This window comes from Porphyromonas canoris, from assembly GCF_000765975.1.
GTDB classification, from domain to species: Bacteria; Bacteroidota; Bacteroidia; order Bacteroidales; family Porphyromonadaceae; genus Porphyromonas_A; species Porphyromonas_A canoris.
Genome location: NZ_JQZX01000002.1, coordinates 96,118 through 113,359 on the forward strand (window position 1 = coordinate 96,118; position 17,242 = coordinate 113,359).

11 protein-coding genes are annotated in these 17,242 nt (G+C 43.7%); 5 read left to right on the top strand and 6 right to left on the bottom strand.

What is annotated here, in order from left to right:
• The first annotated feature begins 45 nt into the window (after positions 1–45).
• Positions 46–612, top strand: a complete 567-nt coding sequence (ahpC, locus tag HQ29_RS00390; RefSeq protein WP_036792096.1) for an alkyl hydroperoxide reductase subunit C — start codon at positions 46–48, stop codon at positions 610–612.
• Positions 613–742: 130 nt separating this feature from the next.
• On the top strand, positions 743–2,293 hold the full coding sequence (gene ahpF / locus HQ29_RS00395; protein ID WP_036866872.1) for an alkyl hydroperoxide reductase subunit F: 1,551 nt from the start codon (positions 743–745) through the stop codon (positions 2,291–2,293).
• Positions 2,294–3,502: 1,209 nt separating this feature from the next.
• On the opposite strand, the gene HQ29_RS00400 is transcribed toward ahpF, so the two are convergent.
• The 6 genes from HQ29_RS00400 to HQ29_RS00425 form a co-directional block, all read right to left on the bottom strand.
• Complete coding sequence (locus HQ29_RS00400) at positions 3,503–5,368, bottom strand: biotin/lipoyl-binding protein (protein ID WP_036792102.1); 1,866 nt, start codon at positions 5,366–5,368, stop codon at positions 3,503–3,505.
• Between the two features lie 87 nt (positions 5,369–5,455).
• Positions 5,456–6,790 (bottom strand): PhoH family protein, encoded by a 1,335-nt coding sequence (locus HQ29_RS00405; RefSeq protein WP_036866876.1) that lies wholly within the window; start codon positions 6,788–6,790, stop codon positions 5,456–5,458.
• A gap of 135 nt (positions 6,791–6,925) precedes the next feature.
• Positions 6,926–8,446 (bottom strand): glutamine-hydrolyzing GMP synthase, encoded by a 1,521-nt coding sequence (guaA, locus tag HQ29_RS00410; protein ID WP_036866879.1) that lies wholly within the window; start codon positions 8,444–8,446, stop codon positions 6,926–6,928.
• 58 nt (positions 8,447–8,504) lie between these two features.
• Entirely contained in the window at positions 8,505–10,487 is a 1,983-nt protein-coding gene (gene ftsH, locus HQ29_RS00415) for an ATP-dependent zinc metalloprotease FtsH (protein ID WP_082226807.1), read from the bottom strand.
• Positions 10,488–10,586: 99 nt separating this feature from the next.
• Complete coding sequence (gene rsfS / locus HQ29_RS00420; protein ID WP_036862707.1) at positions 10,587–10,943, bottom strand: ribosome silencing factor; 357 nt, start codon at positions 10,941–10,943, stop codon at positions 10,587–10,589.
• A gap of 27 nt (positions 10,944–10,970) precedes the next feature.
• Positions 10,971–12,374, bottom strand: a complete 1,404-nt coding sequence (locus HQ29_RS00425; RefSeq protein WP_036848860.1) for an MFS transporter — start codon at positions 12,372–12,374, stop codon at positions 10,971–10,973.
• Positions 12,375–13,481: 1,107 nt separating this feature from the next.
• Between HQ29_RS00425 and aspS the strand changes: the two genes are divergently transcribed.
• The 3 genes from aspS to HQ29_RS00440 are packed head-to-tail and all read left to right on the top strand — an operon-like array spanning position 13,482 to position 17,130.
• Positions 13,482–15,245, top strand: a complete 1,764-nt coding sequence (aspS, locus tag HQ29_RS00430) for an aspartate--tRNA ligase (protein ID WP_036792137.1) — start codon at positions 13,482–13,484, stop codon at positions 15,243–15,245.
• Positions 15,246–15,257: 12 nt separating this feature from the next.
• Positions 15,258–16,364, top strand: a complete 1,107-nt coding sequence (locus HQ29_RS00435; RefSeq protein ID WP_036866886.1) for a Nif3-like dinuclear metal center hexameric protein — start codon at positions 15,258–15,260, stop codon at positions 16,362–16,364.
• A gap of 10 nt (positions 16,365–16,374) precedes the next feature.
• Complete coding sequence (locus HQ29_RS00440; RefSeq protein WP_036866889.1) at positions 16,375–17,130, top strand: zinc ribbon domain-containing protein; 756 nt, start codon at positions 16,375–16,377, stop codon at positions 17,128–17,130.
• The last annotated feature ends 112 nt before the right edge of the window (positions 17,131–17,242 follow it).

Sequence of the window (17,242 nt, forward strand, 5' to 3'; positions counted from 1 at the left end):
ATAGATGTCAGTAAAATTATAAACCATAAAACAATCCAACTTATTATGACACCAATTTTGAACACAACATTTCCGGAGTTTAAGCTGAACGCATACCAAAACGGCGAATTCAAAGTGATTACCAATGAAGATCTTAAAGGCAAATGGTCTTTGGTGGTTTTCTATCCGGGCGACTTCACATTCGTATGTCCTACCGAGCTTGAAGACCTTGCGAACAAGTATGAAGAGTTTAAGCAACTGGGTGTTGAGGTTTACTCTTGCAGCTGCGATACTCACTTTGTACACAAGGCTTGGGCGGACGCTTCTGCTGCCATCAAGAAAGTGCAATACCCTATGTTGGCAGACCCTACGGGAGCTTTGACACGTGCGTTGGGTATCCTTATCGAGGAGGATCAGATGGCATACCGTGGCTCTTTCGTTGTGAATCCGGAAGGCGTCATCAAGATCGTAGAGCTTAACGACAACAGCGTGGGTCGTGATGCAGAAGAGATCCTACGTAAGATCAAGGCTGCGCAGTATGTGGCTTCTCACGACGGTCAAGTGTGTCCTGCAAAGTGGCGCGAAGGTCAGCAGACACTGAAGCCAAGCATCGACCTTGTAGGTAAGATCTGATTCCGGAGCTTTTATGCTGTAGCCCGGTGGGCTGAGAGATGAGTCAAATACGCCCTCGACTACTATTTATTAGTCCGTCGGGGGCTATTTTTTTAGTCTGAAACAAGAAAAACAAAGAATATTTATACCCATGTTTGATAAAGATACACTTGTGCAGGTGGGCAGCTACTTTGCGCCACTCAAGAGGGAATATACGCTTTTGCTGAAAGCACAATCCTCTCATCCTTCGTACAACGATGCCAAGGAGATGATCGAAGAGCTTGCTTCCACATCGGAGAAGCTGTCGGCTGCGTATGAGGAGAGCGAAAACTTCCGGATAGATCTTTTGGTGGACGGAACGCCTTCGGGCATCAGCTTCCGAGGCATACCGGGCGGACATGAGTTCACATCGCTTCTTCTCTCCATTCTTAACCACGACGGCATCGGAAAGAACCTTCCCGACGAGGGCGTCTGCCGCCGCATCAAGAGCCTCAATGGTCCGATAGAGCTGCGCACTTATGTCTCTCTTTCGTGCACGAACTGCCCCGACGTGGTTCAGACTCTTAATCTTCTTGCCATCTTCAACCCCGGCATCTCTCATACGATGGTGGACGGATCTTTCTTTCCGGACGAAGTGGAGAGTCTCGGCATAGCATCTGTTCCGACCGTGATGGCGGGCGACAAGGTGATTCATGTCGGCAGAGGAGACATGGCGACACTGCTGAACAAGCTGGAAGAGAGCTATGGCAGCACACCGCAAGAGTCTGTCGGAGAGCCGGAGGAGCGATCTTTCGACGTGATTGTCGTGGGTGGAGGTCCTGCCGGAGCCGCATCTGCGATCTACTCGGCACGTAAAGGGCTCAAAGTGGCAATCGTCGCGGAGCGTGTCGGCGGGCAGGTGAACGAGACCGTAGGTATTGAGAACCTCATCTCCGTGCCTTACACCACCGGCGGAGAGCTTGCGGGCAATCTTCGCAACCATATTGATGCGAACGACATCTCGCTCTTCGAGGCTCGCACCGTGAAGAACATCACTCAGGACGGAGGCATATCGAGAGTGGAAACAACATCGGGCGAACTCTTCACAGCACCTGCTCTTATCATGGCGACCGGTGCTTCCTGGCGCAAGCTGGGCGTTCCGGGCGAGAAGGAATACACCGGCAACGGCGTGGCATACTGCGCTCACTGCGACGGTCCGTTCTTCAAGAACAAGCGTGTTGCCGTGATCGGGGGCGGAAACTCCGGCATGGAAGCTGCCATTGACCTTGCAGGGATCTGCACGGAGGTTACCGTAGTGGAGTTTCTTGACGTGTTGAAAGCGGACGAAGTGTTGCAGAAGAAAGCGCAGGAAATGGGTAACATCAAGATCATCCTCAGCACTGCCACAAAGGAGATCCGCGGAACGAACGGCAAGGTAACAAGCATCGTTCTCTCCGATCGTGCCACCGGCAAGGAGACGGAGATCGCTTTGGAGGGTGTCTTTGTTCAGATCGGTCTTGCTGCCAATACTGCACTTGTGAAGGATTTGGTCGAGACCAATCCTCGCGGAGAGATTCTGATAGATCCTTCATGTCGCACCAATACTCCCGGCATCTACGCAGCGGGAGACTGCACCACCGTTCCCTATAAGCAGATTGTTGTGGCAATGGGCGAGGGAGCAAAGGCTGCACTCTCTGCTTTTGAAGATCGCATCAGGAGCTGATCCCTCTATCTCTCCGGGGAGAGTTTGAGATATTATCACAATAAGCACCAAAGCTTTCGGTATGAAGCTTTGGTGCTTTTTCGTAAAAGCCGTGTAATAAAAACTGTTTTGGTAATTATCGTTTTCTGTTTTGGTAATTATCGTTTTCTGTTTTGGTAATTACCGTTTTCTGTTTTAGTAATTATCGTTTTCTATTTTGATAATTATCGTTTTCTATTTTGGTAATTACCGTTTTCTGTTTTAGTAATTATCGTTTTCTGTTTTGATAATTACCGTTTTCCGTTTTGATAATTACCGTTTTTCGTTTTGGTAATTACCGTTTTCTATTTTGGTAATTATCGTTTTCTGTTTTGATAATTACCGTTTTCTGTTTTGATAATTATCGTTTTCTATTTTGGTAATTATCGTTTTCTGTTTTGATAATTACCGTTTTCTGTTTTAGTAATTATCGTTTTCTGTTTTGATAATTACTGTTTTCCGTTTTGATAATTACCGTTTTTCGTTTTGGTAATTACCGTTTTCTATTTTGATAATTACTGATGTCTATTTTGATAATTACCGTTTTCCGTTTTGATAATTACCGTTTTTCGTTTTAATAATTACCGTTTTCTGTTTTAGTAATTACCGTTTTCTGTTTTGGTAATTACCGTTTTCTGTTTTAACAATTACTATTTTCTGTCTTAATAATTACTGATGTCTATTTTGATAATTACCGTTTTTCGTTTTGGTAATTACTGTTTTCTATTTTGATAATTATCGATGTCTGTCTTGATAATGAGTGATAGCTGCCTTATTAATGAATAATACTTCTTTTAATAATGAATAAAAGATAGATTTCTAATGAGTAAAAGTCATATTACTAATAAGTATTTCTATATTTCTCGCCGTGAAATATTGGTTTCTCGCCGTGAAATATTGGTTTCTCGCCGTGAAATATTGGTTTCTCGCCGTGAAATATAGAAAAGGTTATTGGGAAATCAATTTTAGATAAGTAAGTTTTTGATTTTTAGTCAATAGGAATTAAACTTTTTTTAGTCGGTTTTCAGAGCAAAACCGGTGAGATTTTGGACGAAAGGAAGATAGCTCTCCGAACAGAGCGGATGTTTTGCGGCTTTTGTCTGAATGTGGAGATATAAAGAAGCAGAGCCACGGACCGGAAAGATCCGCAGCTCTGCTTGGTGTTTCTATTTTTATCCCGAAAGAAGCGTGTTACTTCTTCTTCTCTGCTTTTGGTTTGGATTCAAACTTTTTCTTTTCTACTCTGTCCACTGCCGCTTGTGAGTTTTCAACGGGTGGAAGCTGAGATTCGTCCGTGATCTCTTCAAAGTAGGCAATGACGTCGCCTTTCTTCACCACCTGACCTTGCTTTACGGCTACTTCGCGGATGCGTCCGGAGATGTTCACCTTGACGTCTTCAGGATAGCCCATAGGTGTCATGACGAAGCAAAGCTTGGAACCTGCGCGGTAAGCGGTGCCTTCGGATGGAGGTGTAGAGCCGTCTTGGAAGTCCACTTCCCAGAAGACTTGCCCCGTTGCAGTGGCAGGTACGGCGATGTATTTGGCTCTCTTGATGGCAAGGATGTCTTCGGCGGAGAAGCCTTGTTTGGTCATCTCTGCGTTGCGAGCCTTTTCTACTTCTTCATTGAAGCGTTGTTTTGCCACACCGCTCTTGTAGTCTCTGTACTGACGGTCGTGCATCGCAAGCTCGAACAGTTCTTCATCGTCTTGACCAAAATCCCAACCATTCTCTTTCATCTCTTGACGATAGGTGTCCAAAGCATCGGGATAGTTGGATTGAGGATCGGCATCGGAGAATTCAAGACCTTTCTCTTTTGCAAGCGCCACGATCTCCGGATCCAATGCTCCCGGAAGTCTTCCGGCTTTTCCAAGAATCATATCCCAGGTATTGGCATCAATTGCCTGCCATCTGCCTTCTCCTCGCTCCATGTTGTAGACATTCATCAGAGCGACATTCTTGACGTACTGAGAGAACGGCGTTACCAGAGGAGGATAGCCGAGCTTTGGCCATACATACTCCACTTCGTTGAAGAGCTTCACCAACAAGTCGTCTATCGTAAGCTCCTCTTTGCCTTCGTTTCGGAGATACATGTTGATGCCGGAGTGTACCCCTTTCAAGTCTGCCATCATAGATCCCATCATGCCTCCCGGAAGTCCGCATCCGACAAGAAGTGATGAGGTGTATTTATTGGTCGGATCCATGAAGTATCCCAAGAAGTCGTCCATAAACTCTTGTGTCAGGCTGCGTGCCTTCATGTATGCATTCATGTTGATTTCCGGAACATCATATCCCGCATCTTTCAACATGGCTTGGATGGTGATCACGTCCGGGTGAACCTTTCCCCAGGATAGCGGCTCCATTGCCACGTCGATAATATCTGCTCCGTTCTCGCACACTTCAAGCATGGAGGCAACCGAGAAGCCCGGCCCGGAGTGTCCATGATATTGAACAATCACTTCAGGATGCTTAGTCTTGATGGACTTCACTAAACGTCCGAGCATCTTCGGACGACCGATTCCCGCCATATCTTTCAGACAGATTTCCGGTGCGCCTGCTTCGATGAGTTTGTCCGCAATATTCGAGTAATACTCCACAGTATGTACCGGAGAGTGTGTGATACAGAGTGTCGCTTGAGGTATCATGCCCGCTTCCAATGCGTACTTGATGGATGGGATGATGTTTCTGACGTCGTTGAGTCCGCAGAAAATACGTGTGATGTCTACTCCTTGTGCTTTCTTGACTCTATACATGAGACGTCTTACGTCTGCAGGTACAGGGTACATCCGCAGTCCGTTCAATCCACGGTCCAACATGTGAGTCTGGATACCTGCTTCATTGAATGGCTTTGTGAAAGTACGGACAGCCTTGTTGGGGTTTTCACCATAAAGAAGATTCACTTGCTCGAATGCACCTCCATTGGTCTCTATTCTTGAAAAACAACCCATATCAACGATTACGGGTGCTATTCTTGCTAACTGGTCTAATCTTGGCTGATACTTACCGGACGATTGGAACATGTCGCGGTAAACTAAACTAAATTTGATTTGTCGTTTCATATATATACACTGATGTTATACTACTGATTGTAAAGATACAAAGTTAGATAGACACGGCAAGTATATTAAGAGAATTTTTTCTGTTATCTATAACAATTTGGCTGCTTTTTCGCTGAGAAGACTGCGTTCTCCTTTTTCCAAATGTACGTGCGCAAAAAACTCTTGTCCTGCCATGCGGTCTATCATGTAAGATAGCCCGTTGCTTTTGACATCCAAGTAAGGGGAGTCGATCTGATAAATGTCTCCGGAGAAAATTATCTTCGTACCTTCTCCGGCGCGGGTGATGATTGTCTTTATCTCCAGAGGTGTGAGGTTTTGAGCTTCATCAATAATACAGATAACGTTGCTGAGACTTCTACCTCTGATATATGCTAATGCTTCCACAGAGATAAAACGAGTCCTTAAAAGTTCATCTATCTCTGAGTTTGAACCATGTCGCTGTCCGGTAACATCCTTTATGACGTTGATATTGTCAAAGATCGGCTGCATGTAAGGCTCTACTTTCGCTTCATAACCTCCGGGAAGGAATCCTAAATCTTTATTTGAAAGAGAAACGATAGGACGAGCAATAAGGATCTGCTTAAACCTTCTTCTTTGCTCGATAGCAGAAGCGATGGCAAGCAAGGTCTTACCTGTTCCGGATGTTCCTGTGATAGCAACAAGAGAGAGAGCATCGTCATTGAGAAGATCGAATGCAAACTGTTGCTCAATGTTTCTTGGCTTTATACCGGCATTGACGCTGAACTCTACCGGTTTAAGGATCTGACTGTCTCCATGCGTTCTGCATAGTAGGGGAGTATCTCCACGTTTTTCGCGTAGCTCGAAGCAGGAGTTCGGGAGGATTTTCTTGCCTCTTGTGGACATAACCTCCTTTATGGTTACCTCTTCTTTCTGCGCCACTCTTGCCAAAACATCCGGTTTGGTGAGAACTCTCCAGATATGTTGCTGCTCCATGTGATGGATATTCTCTACTCGCCCACTTTTATAGTCTTCCGCCTGTACCCCGAATGCAAGTGCTTTGAGACGGAGATTGGCATCCTTGCTGACCAGAATTGTTTTTGTTTCAGGCTCACTTCTTGCCACGGCTATGGCTATTGAGATAATACGATGATCCGGTGTGTTTTGTACAAGAGCGTTATGTACTTTGGGGTCCAAGTTGGTATCTACAACGACATAGAGTCTTCCCATATCTTTTCCCAAAGACACACCTTTGGTTATATCCTCTTTTGAAGCAAAGCGATCAAGTGTGCGTATAAACTGTCTGGCATTATAGTTGAGCTGTTCATTCCCTTTCTTAAAGCCGTCAAGTTCTTCTACTACGGTGATGGGAATGTAAATATCATTCTCTTGAAACTTTTTTAGACATTCGGAGTCGTGCAGGATAACATTGGTATCCAAGATGAAGTTTTTTCTGGTACTCATTTGCATAATAGTTTTATCGCTTGCGCGATGTTTACGGTTGGTTACTAGCTTGAACAAATATACAAAATATTCTAATCTGTTTTGTTCAAAAAAAGAAAGCCTCTGAGCACACAAGAGACTCAGAGGCTTCTGCCTTTATTCCCATTCGATGGTTGCCGGTGGTTTTGAACTTATGTCATACACCACTCTGTTGACACCTCTGACTTTATTGATGATTTCGTTTGAAACTTTTGCAAGAAACTCATAAGGCAGATGTGCCCAATCTGCTGTCATGGCATCCGTAGAAGTTACGGCTCTTAAAGCTACCGTATTTTCATACGTGCGTTCATCTCCCATTACTCCGACAGATTTTATTGGAAGAAGGATCACTCCTGCCTGCCATACCTTATCATATAGCCCATACTCTCTAAGCATACTGATGTAAATATCATCTGCATCCTGGAGTATTCTTACTCTCTCCGCATCTATTGCTCCAATAATACGGATACCCAAGCCGGGACCGGGGAATGGATGGCGATGAATAAGATGAGGTCTCATACCCAATTCAAGTCCGACCCTACGTACTTCGTCCTTGAACAAAGTTCTAAGAGGTTCCACAAGTTTAAGTTTCATCTTTTCAGGAAGCCCCCCCACGTTGTGGTGGCTCTTTATGACCGTTCCGGTAATGGAAAGAGACTCTATGACATCGGGATAGATTGTTCCTTGTCCCAGCCACTTGACATCATCTATTTTGTGTGCTTCACGGTCGAAAACATCTATAAATCCTTTACCAATGATTTTGCGTTTGGTCTCAGGGTCTGTAACATCTTTCAGTTGTTCATAGAAATAGTCTTTTGCATCAATTCCCTTGACATTCAGACCAAGATGCTCATAGTCCTTTAGAACATTTTCAAACTCATTCTTTCTGAGTAACCCATGATCCACAAAGATGCAAGTAAGTCTGTCTCCTATTGCTCTATTCAACAGAACGGCACAAACAGAAGAGTCGACGCCACCGGAAAGCGCAAGGATAACCTTATCATTACCTAACTCTTGCTTGAGTTGCGCCACGGTTGTTTCGATGAATGATGCAGGTGTCCAATTCCTTTCGCAGCCACAAATATCCAAGAAGTTGCTGAGCAGATCCAATCCACATTCGGAGTGATACACTTCCGGATGGAACTGAACACCCCAAGTCTTTTCTCCTTCCACACGGAATGCTGCATTCTTCACACTCTCTGTTGATGCTACCACTGAAAAACTATCGGAAAGGAAGGTTATCGTATCTCCATGAGACATCCAAACCTGACTGTTCGGAGCAATTCCTTTCATCAAAGGATCGGCACAAGAGATCTCCACAAGGGTTGCTCTTCCAAACTCACGAGTGTTAGATGACTCTACTTTTCCGCCCAAAGAGTGTGAGATATACTGTGCACCATAACAGATTCCTAATAGAGGAAACTTTCCTCGAATCTTTTGCAAATCTATTTTGAATGCCTCTTCTTGATAAACAGAAAAAGGACTGCCCGAAAGGATAACACCTTTTATGCTAGTAGTGTCTTCCGGAAATTGGTTATAGGGGACTATTTCGCAGTAAGTATTCAACTCTCTCACTCTTCTTCCAATGAGCTGAGTCGTTTGAGAGCCAAAGTCTAAGATCAGTATCTTTTCAAGCATATTTTTTCTGTTTCTTGGATCTAAAAGTCAATATATTGTGAACAAAGTTAAGAAAAAACTACCTATCAATGAGGTATTTCTTCTGTTCGGAGATTTCCTCTTCCTTGGGTTCTACTTTATCTTCAGGAATATCGTGCGATAGAAGCTCTTCAGTCCTGCTTTTCCATGGGCGTTCTCCCAAGATACGAGCCACGTCATCCGTATAGATCACTTCATTGGTCAGTAGAAGTTGGGCTATTTCGGCATGACCATCTTTATGATCTCTCAGTATTTGTTTAGCTCTGTCGTACTGCTCATTGATCAGTTCAAGGATCTCTTCATCTATCTTTCGTGCAGTCTCTTCGCTGAAAGGCTTGGTAAATCCATACTCATTTTGAGAATCTTGGAAGTTGATGTTAGGCATCGTCTTACTCATCCCAAAGTAGGTAATCATTGCTTGTGCCATTTTTGTTACCCTTTGCAAGTCGTTGGATGCACCTGTGGATATACGACCAAGAACAACTTCTTCGGCTGCTCGTCCTCCCAAGAGAGCACACATTTCGTCCAACAACTGTTCAGTAGTGGTAATCTGTCTCTCTTCCGGTAAGTACCAAGCTGCTCCAAGTGCTCTACCGCGAGGTACAATAGTAACCTTAATAAGAGGATTGGCATGCTCCAACAGCCAAGAGATTGTTGCGTGACCGGCCTCGTGAATGGCTATCGAGCGTTTCTCTTCTGAAGTGGTTATCTTGGATTTCCTTTCGAGGCCTCCCACTATTCTGTCCACAGCGTTCATGAAATCTACACGCTGTATTACATCCTTACCATTACGAGCTGCAATAAGAGCTGCTTCGTTGCACACATTTGCAATATCAGCTCCGGAAAATCCCGGTGTTTGTCTGGAGAGAAGATCTATATCAACACTTTCGTCCATCTTCAGCCTCTTCATGTGCACCTTAAAGATCTCCTTTCTGTCGTTAAGATCCGGTAGATCTACATGGATTTGTCTGTCAAATCGACCGGCACGCAGTAGGGCTTTATCCAAGATGTCGGCTCTATTAGTTGCAGCGAGTATGATGACTCCACTATTGGTATCAAATCCATCCATCTCTGTAAGGAGCTGATTCAATGTGTTTTCTCTCTCATCATTTCCTCCAAAGCCTGCATTTTTACCTCTTGCCCTACCAATGGCATCTATTTCGTCTATGAATATGATAGAAGGTGCTTTCTCTTTTGCTTGCTTGAACAGGTCTCTAACTCTCGAAGCTCCGACTCCTACGAACATTTCCACAAAATCGGATCCGGATAGAGAGAAGAAAGGGACATTAGCCTCTCCCGCCACGGCTTTTGCAAGAAGTGTTTTTCCTGTTCCCGGAGGTCCTACAAGCAGAGCACCTTTAGGTATTTTACCGCCAAGATGAGTATATCTCTTGGGCTCTTTAAGGAAGTGTACGATCTCTTCTATTTCTGTTTTGGCCTCACTCAGACCTGCAACATCGGAGAATGTTACTCGTACTTTGTTCTCTCTGTCAAACAGCTGGGCATTGCTCTTACCCACGTTGAAGATGCCTCCACCTCCACCTTTAGCTCCCGACATTCTACTCATCACGAATATCCAGAAGCCAATGAGAATGATGAGCGGTAGAGAAGAGAAGATGTATTGGAATATGGACGGTTTCGGATTGATATACTTGATCCTTGCATCCGGGAGTTTGTCTGCTTCTTTCAACTTCTGATAGTAGGCTTCAAAACTTCCTGCTCCGGGTACTTCCGTCGTAACATCGTTATTTGCCAATAGAGTCCTTTTGGCCCCTATGGAATCGTCATTACCGGCTTCTTCTTGCTTTGACTTGTGATATTTCTCGGCAGCCTCTTTTTTCAGAGTCCCCACAGCTTCTCCATTTTCGGTATAGACTGTTATGGACTCAAAACTATTGCTATCCATATAAGACTGGAACTCGCTCCAGTCCATCTTGTTTTCCGGAGATGGACTGATTAGGAACATCGTTCCCAGTACTATTAGAATAACGACATATATCCACCCAAAACCGATACCCTTCATGGGGTTTCTACCCCTTGAAGAGTTCGGTCCTTGAGGTCTATTGTTGTTCGTATTTCCGTTCATGCTGTTTTTGGTATTAGATAATTTGTCGGAGAAACTCTATTCTTCGCTTTTTATGTGCGTAATTTTAGCATCTGCCCAAAGTTGTTCCAGAGCATAATAGTTACGCAATTCGGGTACAAATATATGTACCATAACGGAAATATAGTCTATTGCGATCCACTCGCCGTTACCACGATCACTCCAGGTCGGATTTTCTCCGGTCTCTTTTCTTACAATGGTTCTGACAGAGTCTTCAAGAGCCTCCACTTGCGTGTTGGTGTTACCATTGGCAATGACCATATAGTCGCAGATAGGATCATCTAAAACAGTCAGATCAAGAAGGACAATATCTTTGCCCTTCTTCTCTTCAAGTCCTTTTATAGCCGCAAGGGCTATGTCTTTTGATTTTATCATTCAAATAAAAGTGTATGTTCTTGTTGTTTATTTGGCGTTCGGTTTTTCCAATCCGTAGCCTTTCTTTTTATCTTCTATTTTAAGAAGAAGACTCAAAAAGAATGCCAAAACACCAAAAGAGGCAAATACCATCATTGCAAACATAAAGTTCTTTGGTTCTCCTGCCTGAACATTGGGGTTGGTAGAGTCCAAAACCTTACCTACAAACGTTGGTACAAGCATCAGTCCGATGTTTTGAATAAAGAAAATAGCAGAGTATGCCGATCCTAATACCTTGTTGTCTATTAGCTTAGGTACGGAAGGCCATAGAGCGGCAGGTACAAGAGAGAATGCAAGACCAAGCAAAACTATTGCCATGATAGCCTCAACAAGGGCTCTTGTTGTTCCTCTGTCAAAATCGTAGAAAGCAAATATGGAGTGGCAGACAAACATCAAGAAAGATCCCATCATCAGCATGGTTGCTGCTTTACCCTTTTTATCGAGGAAAATACCCATTAGTGGCGTGATAAACACAGCGCCGAGAGGGAACAAGCTGAATATCTGTCCTGCTGTCTCGACACTCAGTCCGAGGTTGCTTTGAAGCATATCCGAAGCAAACTTTTGGAATGGGAATATTGCTGAATAGAACAGAACGCAAAGCAGCGAAACAATCCAAAACATCTTGTTGAAAACGATATATTTGAGATCCTTGATGTGGAAAGCTTCATCCTCTTGTGCTTCCATGGATTTTTCTCCCTCTTGCTTGTCCAGCTTTTTGTCGAATACGCAGTAAACAAGATAAAGCAGGAATGCTATCATGAGAAGCGCTGTGCAGAAGATAACAGGTGCTTGCACACTTTCAAAAGTCTTGTTCAAGTATGGAGAGAGCCAGAATACGGCAAAAACACCAAGGCGGGCAATAGACATCTCCATCCCCATTGCCAAAGCCAGCTCTTTGCCCGTAAACCACTTCACGATGATGCGAGACACGGTAACGCCGGCCATTTCACATCCGGTGCCGAATATGGCAAATCCTACACAGGCAAGCTTAGCCGTTGCAGGAAATTCGGGCCAAAAAGAGTTGAAGAACTCATATCCGGGTCCTCCATTGATAAAGGTACCACTCAGGGCATAAACCTTTATGAGCGCACCGAGCACCATAAGCCCTCCGGAGAGACGGATAGTGAAGCGAATCCCCATAGAGTCCAAAATGATACCCGCAAATATGAGGAACAGCAGATAGACATTGATGAAAAATTCACTGCCGGCATACGTTCCGAAAACGGAAGAAGACCAGCCTAACACTTCGGGGCGTTCCAATTCTGTCTTAATAGGGGAGAGAACATCCACAAACATGTAGGCAAAAAACATCGTGAAGGATACTGCGAGAAGCAGTCCCCATCTTACCCATACATTTTCTCTTAGGGTAGTGTGGTTAATTTGAGTTGTCATTTACTTAAAGTTAAATTTATAGGGTTATTCTATATAGCTTACAAATGTACAAAAAATAACGAGTGATGAGCGTTTGACCAATCCGGTTCTAATGTCTCTCGTTTTTATCTCAATTTTCCAATCATTCTATGTTTCCTGATTTCGGATTTATTCGATCGCTATTCGGCATCCAAATGGATGCTCAAAACTCTTCGGATAAATATCCTAAAAAATACACCCTGTATCGTGTACATTTTACGCTCTTTTTTGTCAATAGAGCCCCCTTTTTCAGAGCTTCATTTTTATATATTCCATCCCGAAAAATGCTCACTTTTTTCGCTCTCTCTATTTTCATCGGAGGGGTCGTTTTCAGAGCACGATCGAATTGTTAAATTGAGCCTGTTTTATTAACACAAATTCTGATACCTGCTAAGCAAAAACGCTAAACGAGCATATTTTGTCGGCTTAACGTGTTTAATTTTTCAATGAACACGTTTAGTGATTTCATTAAACACGTTTACCGGATNGGCTTAACGTGTTTAATTTTTCAATGAACACGTTTAGTGATTTCATTAAACACGTTTACCGGATTCGATTAACGTGTTTAGAATTTTTACATAATCGGTTGGTTATTAGTGTTTTATCTGTTTTGTGTTCGATTTTGCCGATTTTACCCGATTTCCCTCGTTGTGTTTTGTTTACATTTCTGCGGACTTATTTTGATCTTTATTAACTCGAATTTGGGGCTTCAATTCGATCACGAGGAAAAAGTTTTCAAATTCGCGATATTTTGTAATCGTTTCATGGTGAGTTTGTTATCGGTTTTATCCTGAAATTTTTAGGAGATTCCCTGTTTTGACGACTTCATTTTTCGGGACCTTTTCGCTCTTCATTTTTATATAAAAATACCATCTCCAAAGCCCCCTTTTTATGTCGATTTTTACGTCTAAAAAAGACCGGTTTTATTCGATCATTTGCTCAGAATATTTGAGATGCCGATTGAAGAAAAAAGCGGAGTTCGTAAGAGATTTAATACAAAAGAAATCTACAAATAATACAGAGATTTTATGTACTTTTGTGGAAGTGTAAAGACTATGAGACAAGTAATAGATTAACAGAATAAATATCATGCTTAGAACAGAGACTTGCGGAAGTCTGAGACTTCAAGATGCAGGAAAGGAGGTTACTCTTGCCGGTTGGGTACAGAGAGTACGTACTATGGGAGGGTTGGTTTTTGTCGATCTCAGAGACAGATATGGCATTACTCAGCTGACTCTCAATGGAGAAAGAGATAACAATCTAAAGGAACAGGCAGAGCATCTTGGGCGAGAGTTTGTGATACAGGCTCGTGGAGTAGTCATAGAACGTGTGTCTAAGAACAAAAACATCCCGACGGGGGAGATCGAGATAGATGTTAAGGAGATCAAGATACTGAACAAAGCAGCCACTCCACCCTTTACCATCGAAGATGATACAGACGGAGGAGACGATCTTCGGATGAAGTATCGCTATCTCGATCTAAGAAGAAATGCAGTGAGAAAGAACCTTGAACTTCGTCATAAAATGACTATCGAGGTGCGAAAATACATGGACTCGCTTAACTTCTTGGAGGTTGAGACCCCGGTGCTTATCAAGTCCACTCCGGAAGGAGCAAGGGATTTTGTGGTGCCTTCACGTATGAACGAAGGAGAGTTTTATGCTCTGCCACAATCTCCACAGACATTCAAGCAGCTTCTTATGGTCAGTGGTTTCGACAGATATTTCCAGATCGTAAAGTGTTTTAGAGACGAAGACCTGCGTGCCGACAGACAGCCGGAGTTTACACAGATAGACTGCGAGATGAGCTTTGTAGAGCAGGAAGATATTCTTCAGACCTTTGAAGGACTTTCCAAACATCTTTTCAAGAATATTCTTGGAGTAGAGCAGACAGAAAGCTATCCTCGTATGTCTTGGCACGATGCCATGAAATATTACGGCTCGGATAAGCCAGACATCCGCTTCGATATGAAGTTTGTAGAGCTGGATAACATCTTGAAAGGACACGGATTCAGCGTCTTTGACAACGCCGCATACATAGGAGGCATTTGTGTGGAAGGCAAAGCATCCATGACAAGAAAGGAGATAGACAGCCTGACAGACTATGTGAAGCGTCCGCAGGTTGGGGCTAAGGGTATGGTATATGCCCGTGTGGAAGCAGACGGATCCGTAAAGAGCAGTGTGGATAAGTTTTATACTCCGGAAGTGCTTCAGCAGCTGAAGAGGGAGATGAATGCCAAAGAGGGAGACTTGATCCTGATTTTGAGTGGAGACGATATCATGAAGACGAGAGAACAGCTTGGTGAACTTCGTCTTGAAGTGGCGCGTCGGATCGGACTCATGGACCCGAATAAGTATGCTTGTCTTTGGGTTGTGGACTTCCCTCTATTGGAGTGGGATGAAGATACCAAGAGGTTCTATGCCAAGCACCACCCGTTTACATCTCCAAAACCGGAAGATATATCTCTTCTCGATTCCGATCCGGGCGCTGTTCGTGCAAATGCTTACGACATGGTCATAAACGGAGTAGAAGTGGGTGGCGGTTCTATAAGAATATACGACTCCGAGCTTCAGAAAAAGATGTTCAAAGTGCTTGGCTTCTCGGATGAGCAGGCTCAATATCAATTCGGTTTCCTTATCAATGCCTTCAAATATGGGGCTCCTCCTCACGGCGGTATAGCATACGGATTGGATAGATGGGTTTCCATCTTTGCCGGTCTTGGCAGTATAAGGGACTGTATCGCATTCCCTAAAAATAACTCAGGAAGGGATGTCATGATAGATGCTCCTTCGATCATAGATAATGCACAGCTGGAAGAACTTTGTTTGCAGGTCTGTATCCCTCAGAAGAAGTAATAAAAGATTCGGATGATTGCTACTGTTCAAGATGTTTGTCGTGCCATAGAGGAGGTTTTTCCGCTCCCTTTGCAGGAGTCTTATGATAATAGCGGACTGCAGGTGGGCATACTTTCTGATCGGGTTACGGGAGTACTTCTGACCCTTGATGTTACGGAGCAGGTGGTGGAAGAGGCTATAAAGAAAGGATATAACTTTATTTTGGCGCATCATCCTCTTCTGTTCAGAGGGCTGAAGAGGATTACCGGAGCCACGTACGAGGAACGAGCCGTCGTACTTGCTTTACGAAATGGTATAGCAATCTATGCAGCTCACACGAACTTGGACAATCATCCCGACGGGCTTAACCACTATTGGGCGAAAGAGTTGGGGCTCGTAAATCTTCGTCCCGTTCTTCCTATGGAGGGGCAGTACTGTAAAGTGCAGGTTTATGTGCCTCAGTCTCATGCTCAAAAAGTTCGTGAGGCTATGGCAGAGTCCGGTTGGGGTAAGCAGGGGCTGTATGATGCCTGTAGCTTTACCCATACAGGAGAAGGTCGTTTTAGAGCACTCGATGGAGCAAATCCCTTCTGTGGTTCTCCGGGGGAGATTCACACCGAGCCTGAAGTGGCAATATCTACGGTAGTACCACGAATATCTCTGCATGAAGGAGTGAAAAGAATAAAAGCCGTGCATCCCTACGAAGAGGTTGCTATGGATATTTTGCCTCTTGAGACATCTTTTTCTTCTTATGGAGCAGGTATCATGGGAGATTTTCCCGAAGAAATGCCCCTTGAAGAGGTTTGGAATTTGCTGAAAAGCAGTAATGAGAACATAAAGCAGATAGCTCATTCCCATCCGATTAAGACAAAGATTCGGAAGGTTGCGCTTTGTGGAGGTAGCGGTGCATTCCTGTTAAAGCACGCCATACGTGCCAATGCTGATATTTTTATCACCGGAGAGGCAAAATATAACGATTATCTGGACGCAAAAGAGAGCATCGTCTTGGCAACGATAGGGCATTATGAATCCGAAATGATTGCATTGAAATGCTTTAAGGAGGTAATATCACAGAAATTCAGTAACTTTGCACTCTGTTTCTCAGAAAGAAATCAAAATCCGATTCACTATATACATTAGTAATATATACATGGCCAAGAAAAAAGTAGAACAAGAGATAAGCATCGAGGAGAAACTGAAGGTGCTTTATGATCTTCAGGAAGTAATGTCTGAGGTTGACCGTATTCGTATTCTTCGCGGAGAGCTTCCGATAGAAGTTCAAGAGCTTGAAGATGAAATCGCAGGCCTTCAAACCAGACAGTCTAAGTGCGAGGCAGACATTGCAGAGATTAAGAAAATCATTGCTGACAGAAAGGTGCGGATCAAAGAAGCACAGACAGCGATTGAAAAATATACTGCTCAGTTGGACTCTGTTCGGAACAATCGAGAATATGAGAGCTTAACCAAGGAGATCGAGTATCAGTCTCTTGAGATTCAGTTCTTGGAAAAGAAGATTGGAGAAGATGAAGGTGTGATCAAGCATATCAAGTCGGTCTTGGAAGAGATCATGGAGGTTGTTTCTGAACGAAGCAAAGATCTTGAAGAAAAGAAAGGCTTGTTGGATGAGATAGTCTCGGAAACCAAAGTGGAAGAAGAGAAACTTAGAGAGAAGGCATCCAAGTTGGAGACAAAGTTGGATGAGAGACTTTCCAAAGCATTCAAGCGTATCCGCAAATCTGCCAGAAACGGATTGGCTGTATCAACAGTAGATAGAGAGTCCTGTTCGGGTTGCTTTAACAAGATTCCTCCTCAAAAACAGCTTGAGATTAAGACTCGAAAGAAAGTTGTGGTTTGCGAGTACTGCGGGCGCATCTTGGTAGATAAGAATCTTGGAGAAGAGAAGTAAGATTTTCTCCTTGTGAGATTCTTTGGCTAAAATCTCTCCTTTCTCTTCGGAGTAGGAGAGAGAATTGCTTTTTGTCGCTTTTTAGATTGTAATTATTGTCGTTTATATTCCC

Bases quoted from the DNA above. Each gene is read 5' to 3' on its own strand.
- ahpC (WP_036792096.1), top strand. From the start codon at position 46: ATGACACCAATTTTGAACACAACATTTCCGGAGTTTAAGCTGAACGCA.
- ahpF (WP_036866872.1), top strand. From the start codon at position 743: ATGTTTGATAAAGATACACTTGTGCAGGTGGGCAGCTACTTTGCGCCA.
- HQ29_RS00400 (WP_036792102.1), bottom strand. From the start codon at position 5,368: ATGAAACGACAAATCAAATTTAGTTTAGTTTACCGCGACATGTTCCAA.
- HQ29_RS00405 (WP_036866876.1), bottom strand. From the start codon at position 6,790: ATGAGTACCAGAAAAAACTTCATCTTGGATACCAATGTTATCCTGCAC.
- guaA (WP_036866879.1), bottom strand. From the start codon at position 8,446: ATGCTTGAAAAGATACTGATCTTAGACTTTGGCTCTCAAACGACTCAG.
- ftsH (WP_082226807.1), bottom strand. From the start codon at position 10,487: ATGAAGGGTATCGGTTTTGGGTGGATATATGTCGTTATTCTAATAGTA.
- rsfS (WP_036862707.1), bottom strand. From the start codon at position 10,943: ATGATAAAATCAAAAGACATAGCCCTTGCGGCTATAAAAGGACTTGAA.
- HQ29_RS00425 (WP_036848860.1), bottom strand. From the start codon at position 12,374: ATGACAACTCAAATTAACCACACTACCCTAAGAGAAAATGTATGGGTA.
- aspS (WP_036792137.1), top strand. From the start codon at position 13,482: ATGCTTAGAACAGAGACTTGCGGAAGTCTGAGACTTCAAGATGCAGGA.
- HQ29_RS00435 (WP_036866886.1), top strand. From the start codon at position 15,258: ATGATTGCTACTGTTCAAGATGTTTGTCGTGCCATAGAGGAGGTTTTT.
- HQ29_RS00440 (WP_036866889.1), top strand. From the start codon at position 16,375: ATGGCCAAGAAAAAAGTAGAACAAGAGATAAGCATCGAGGAGAAACTG.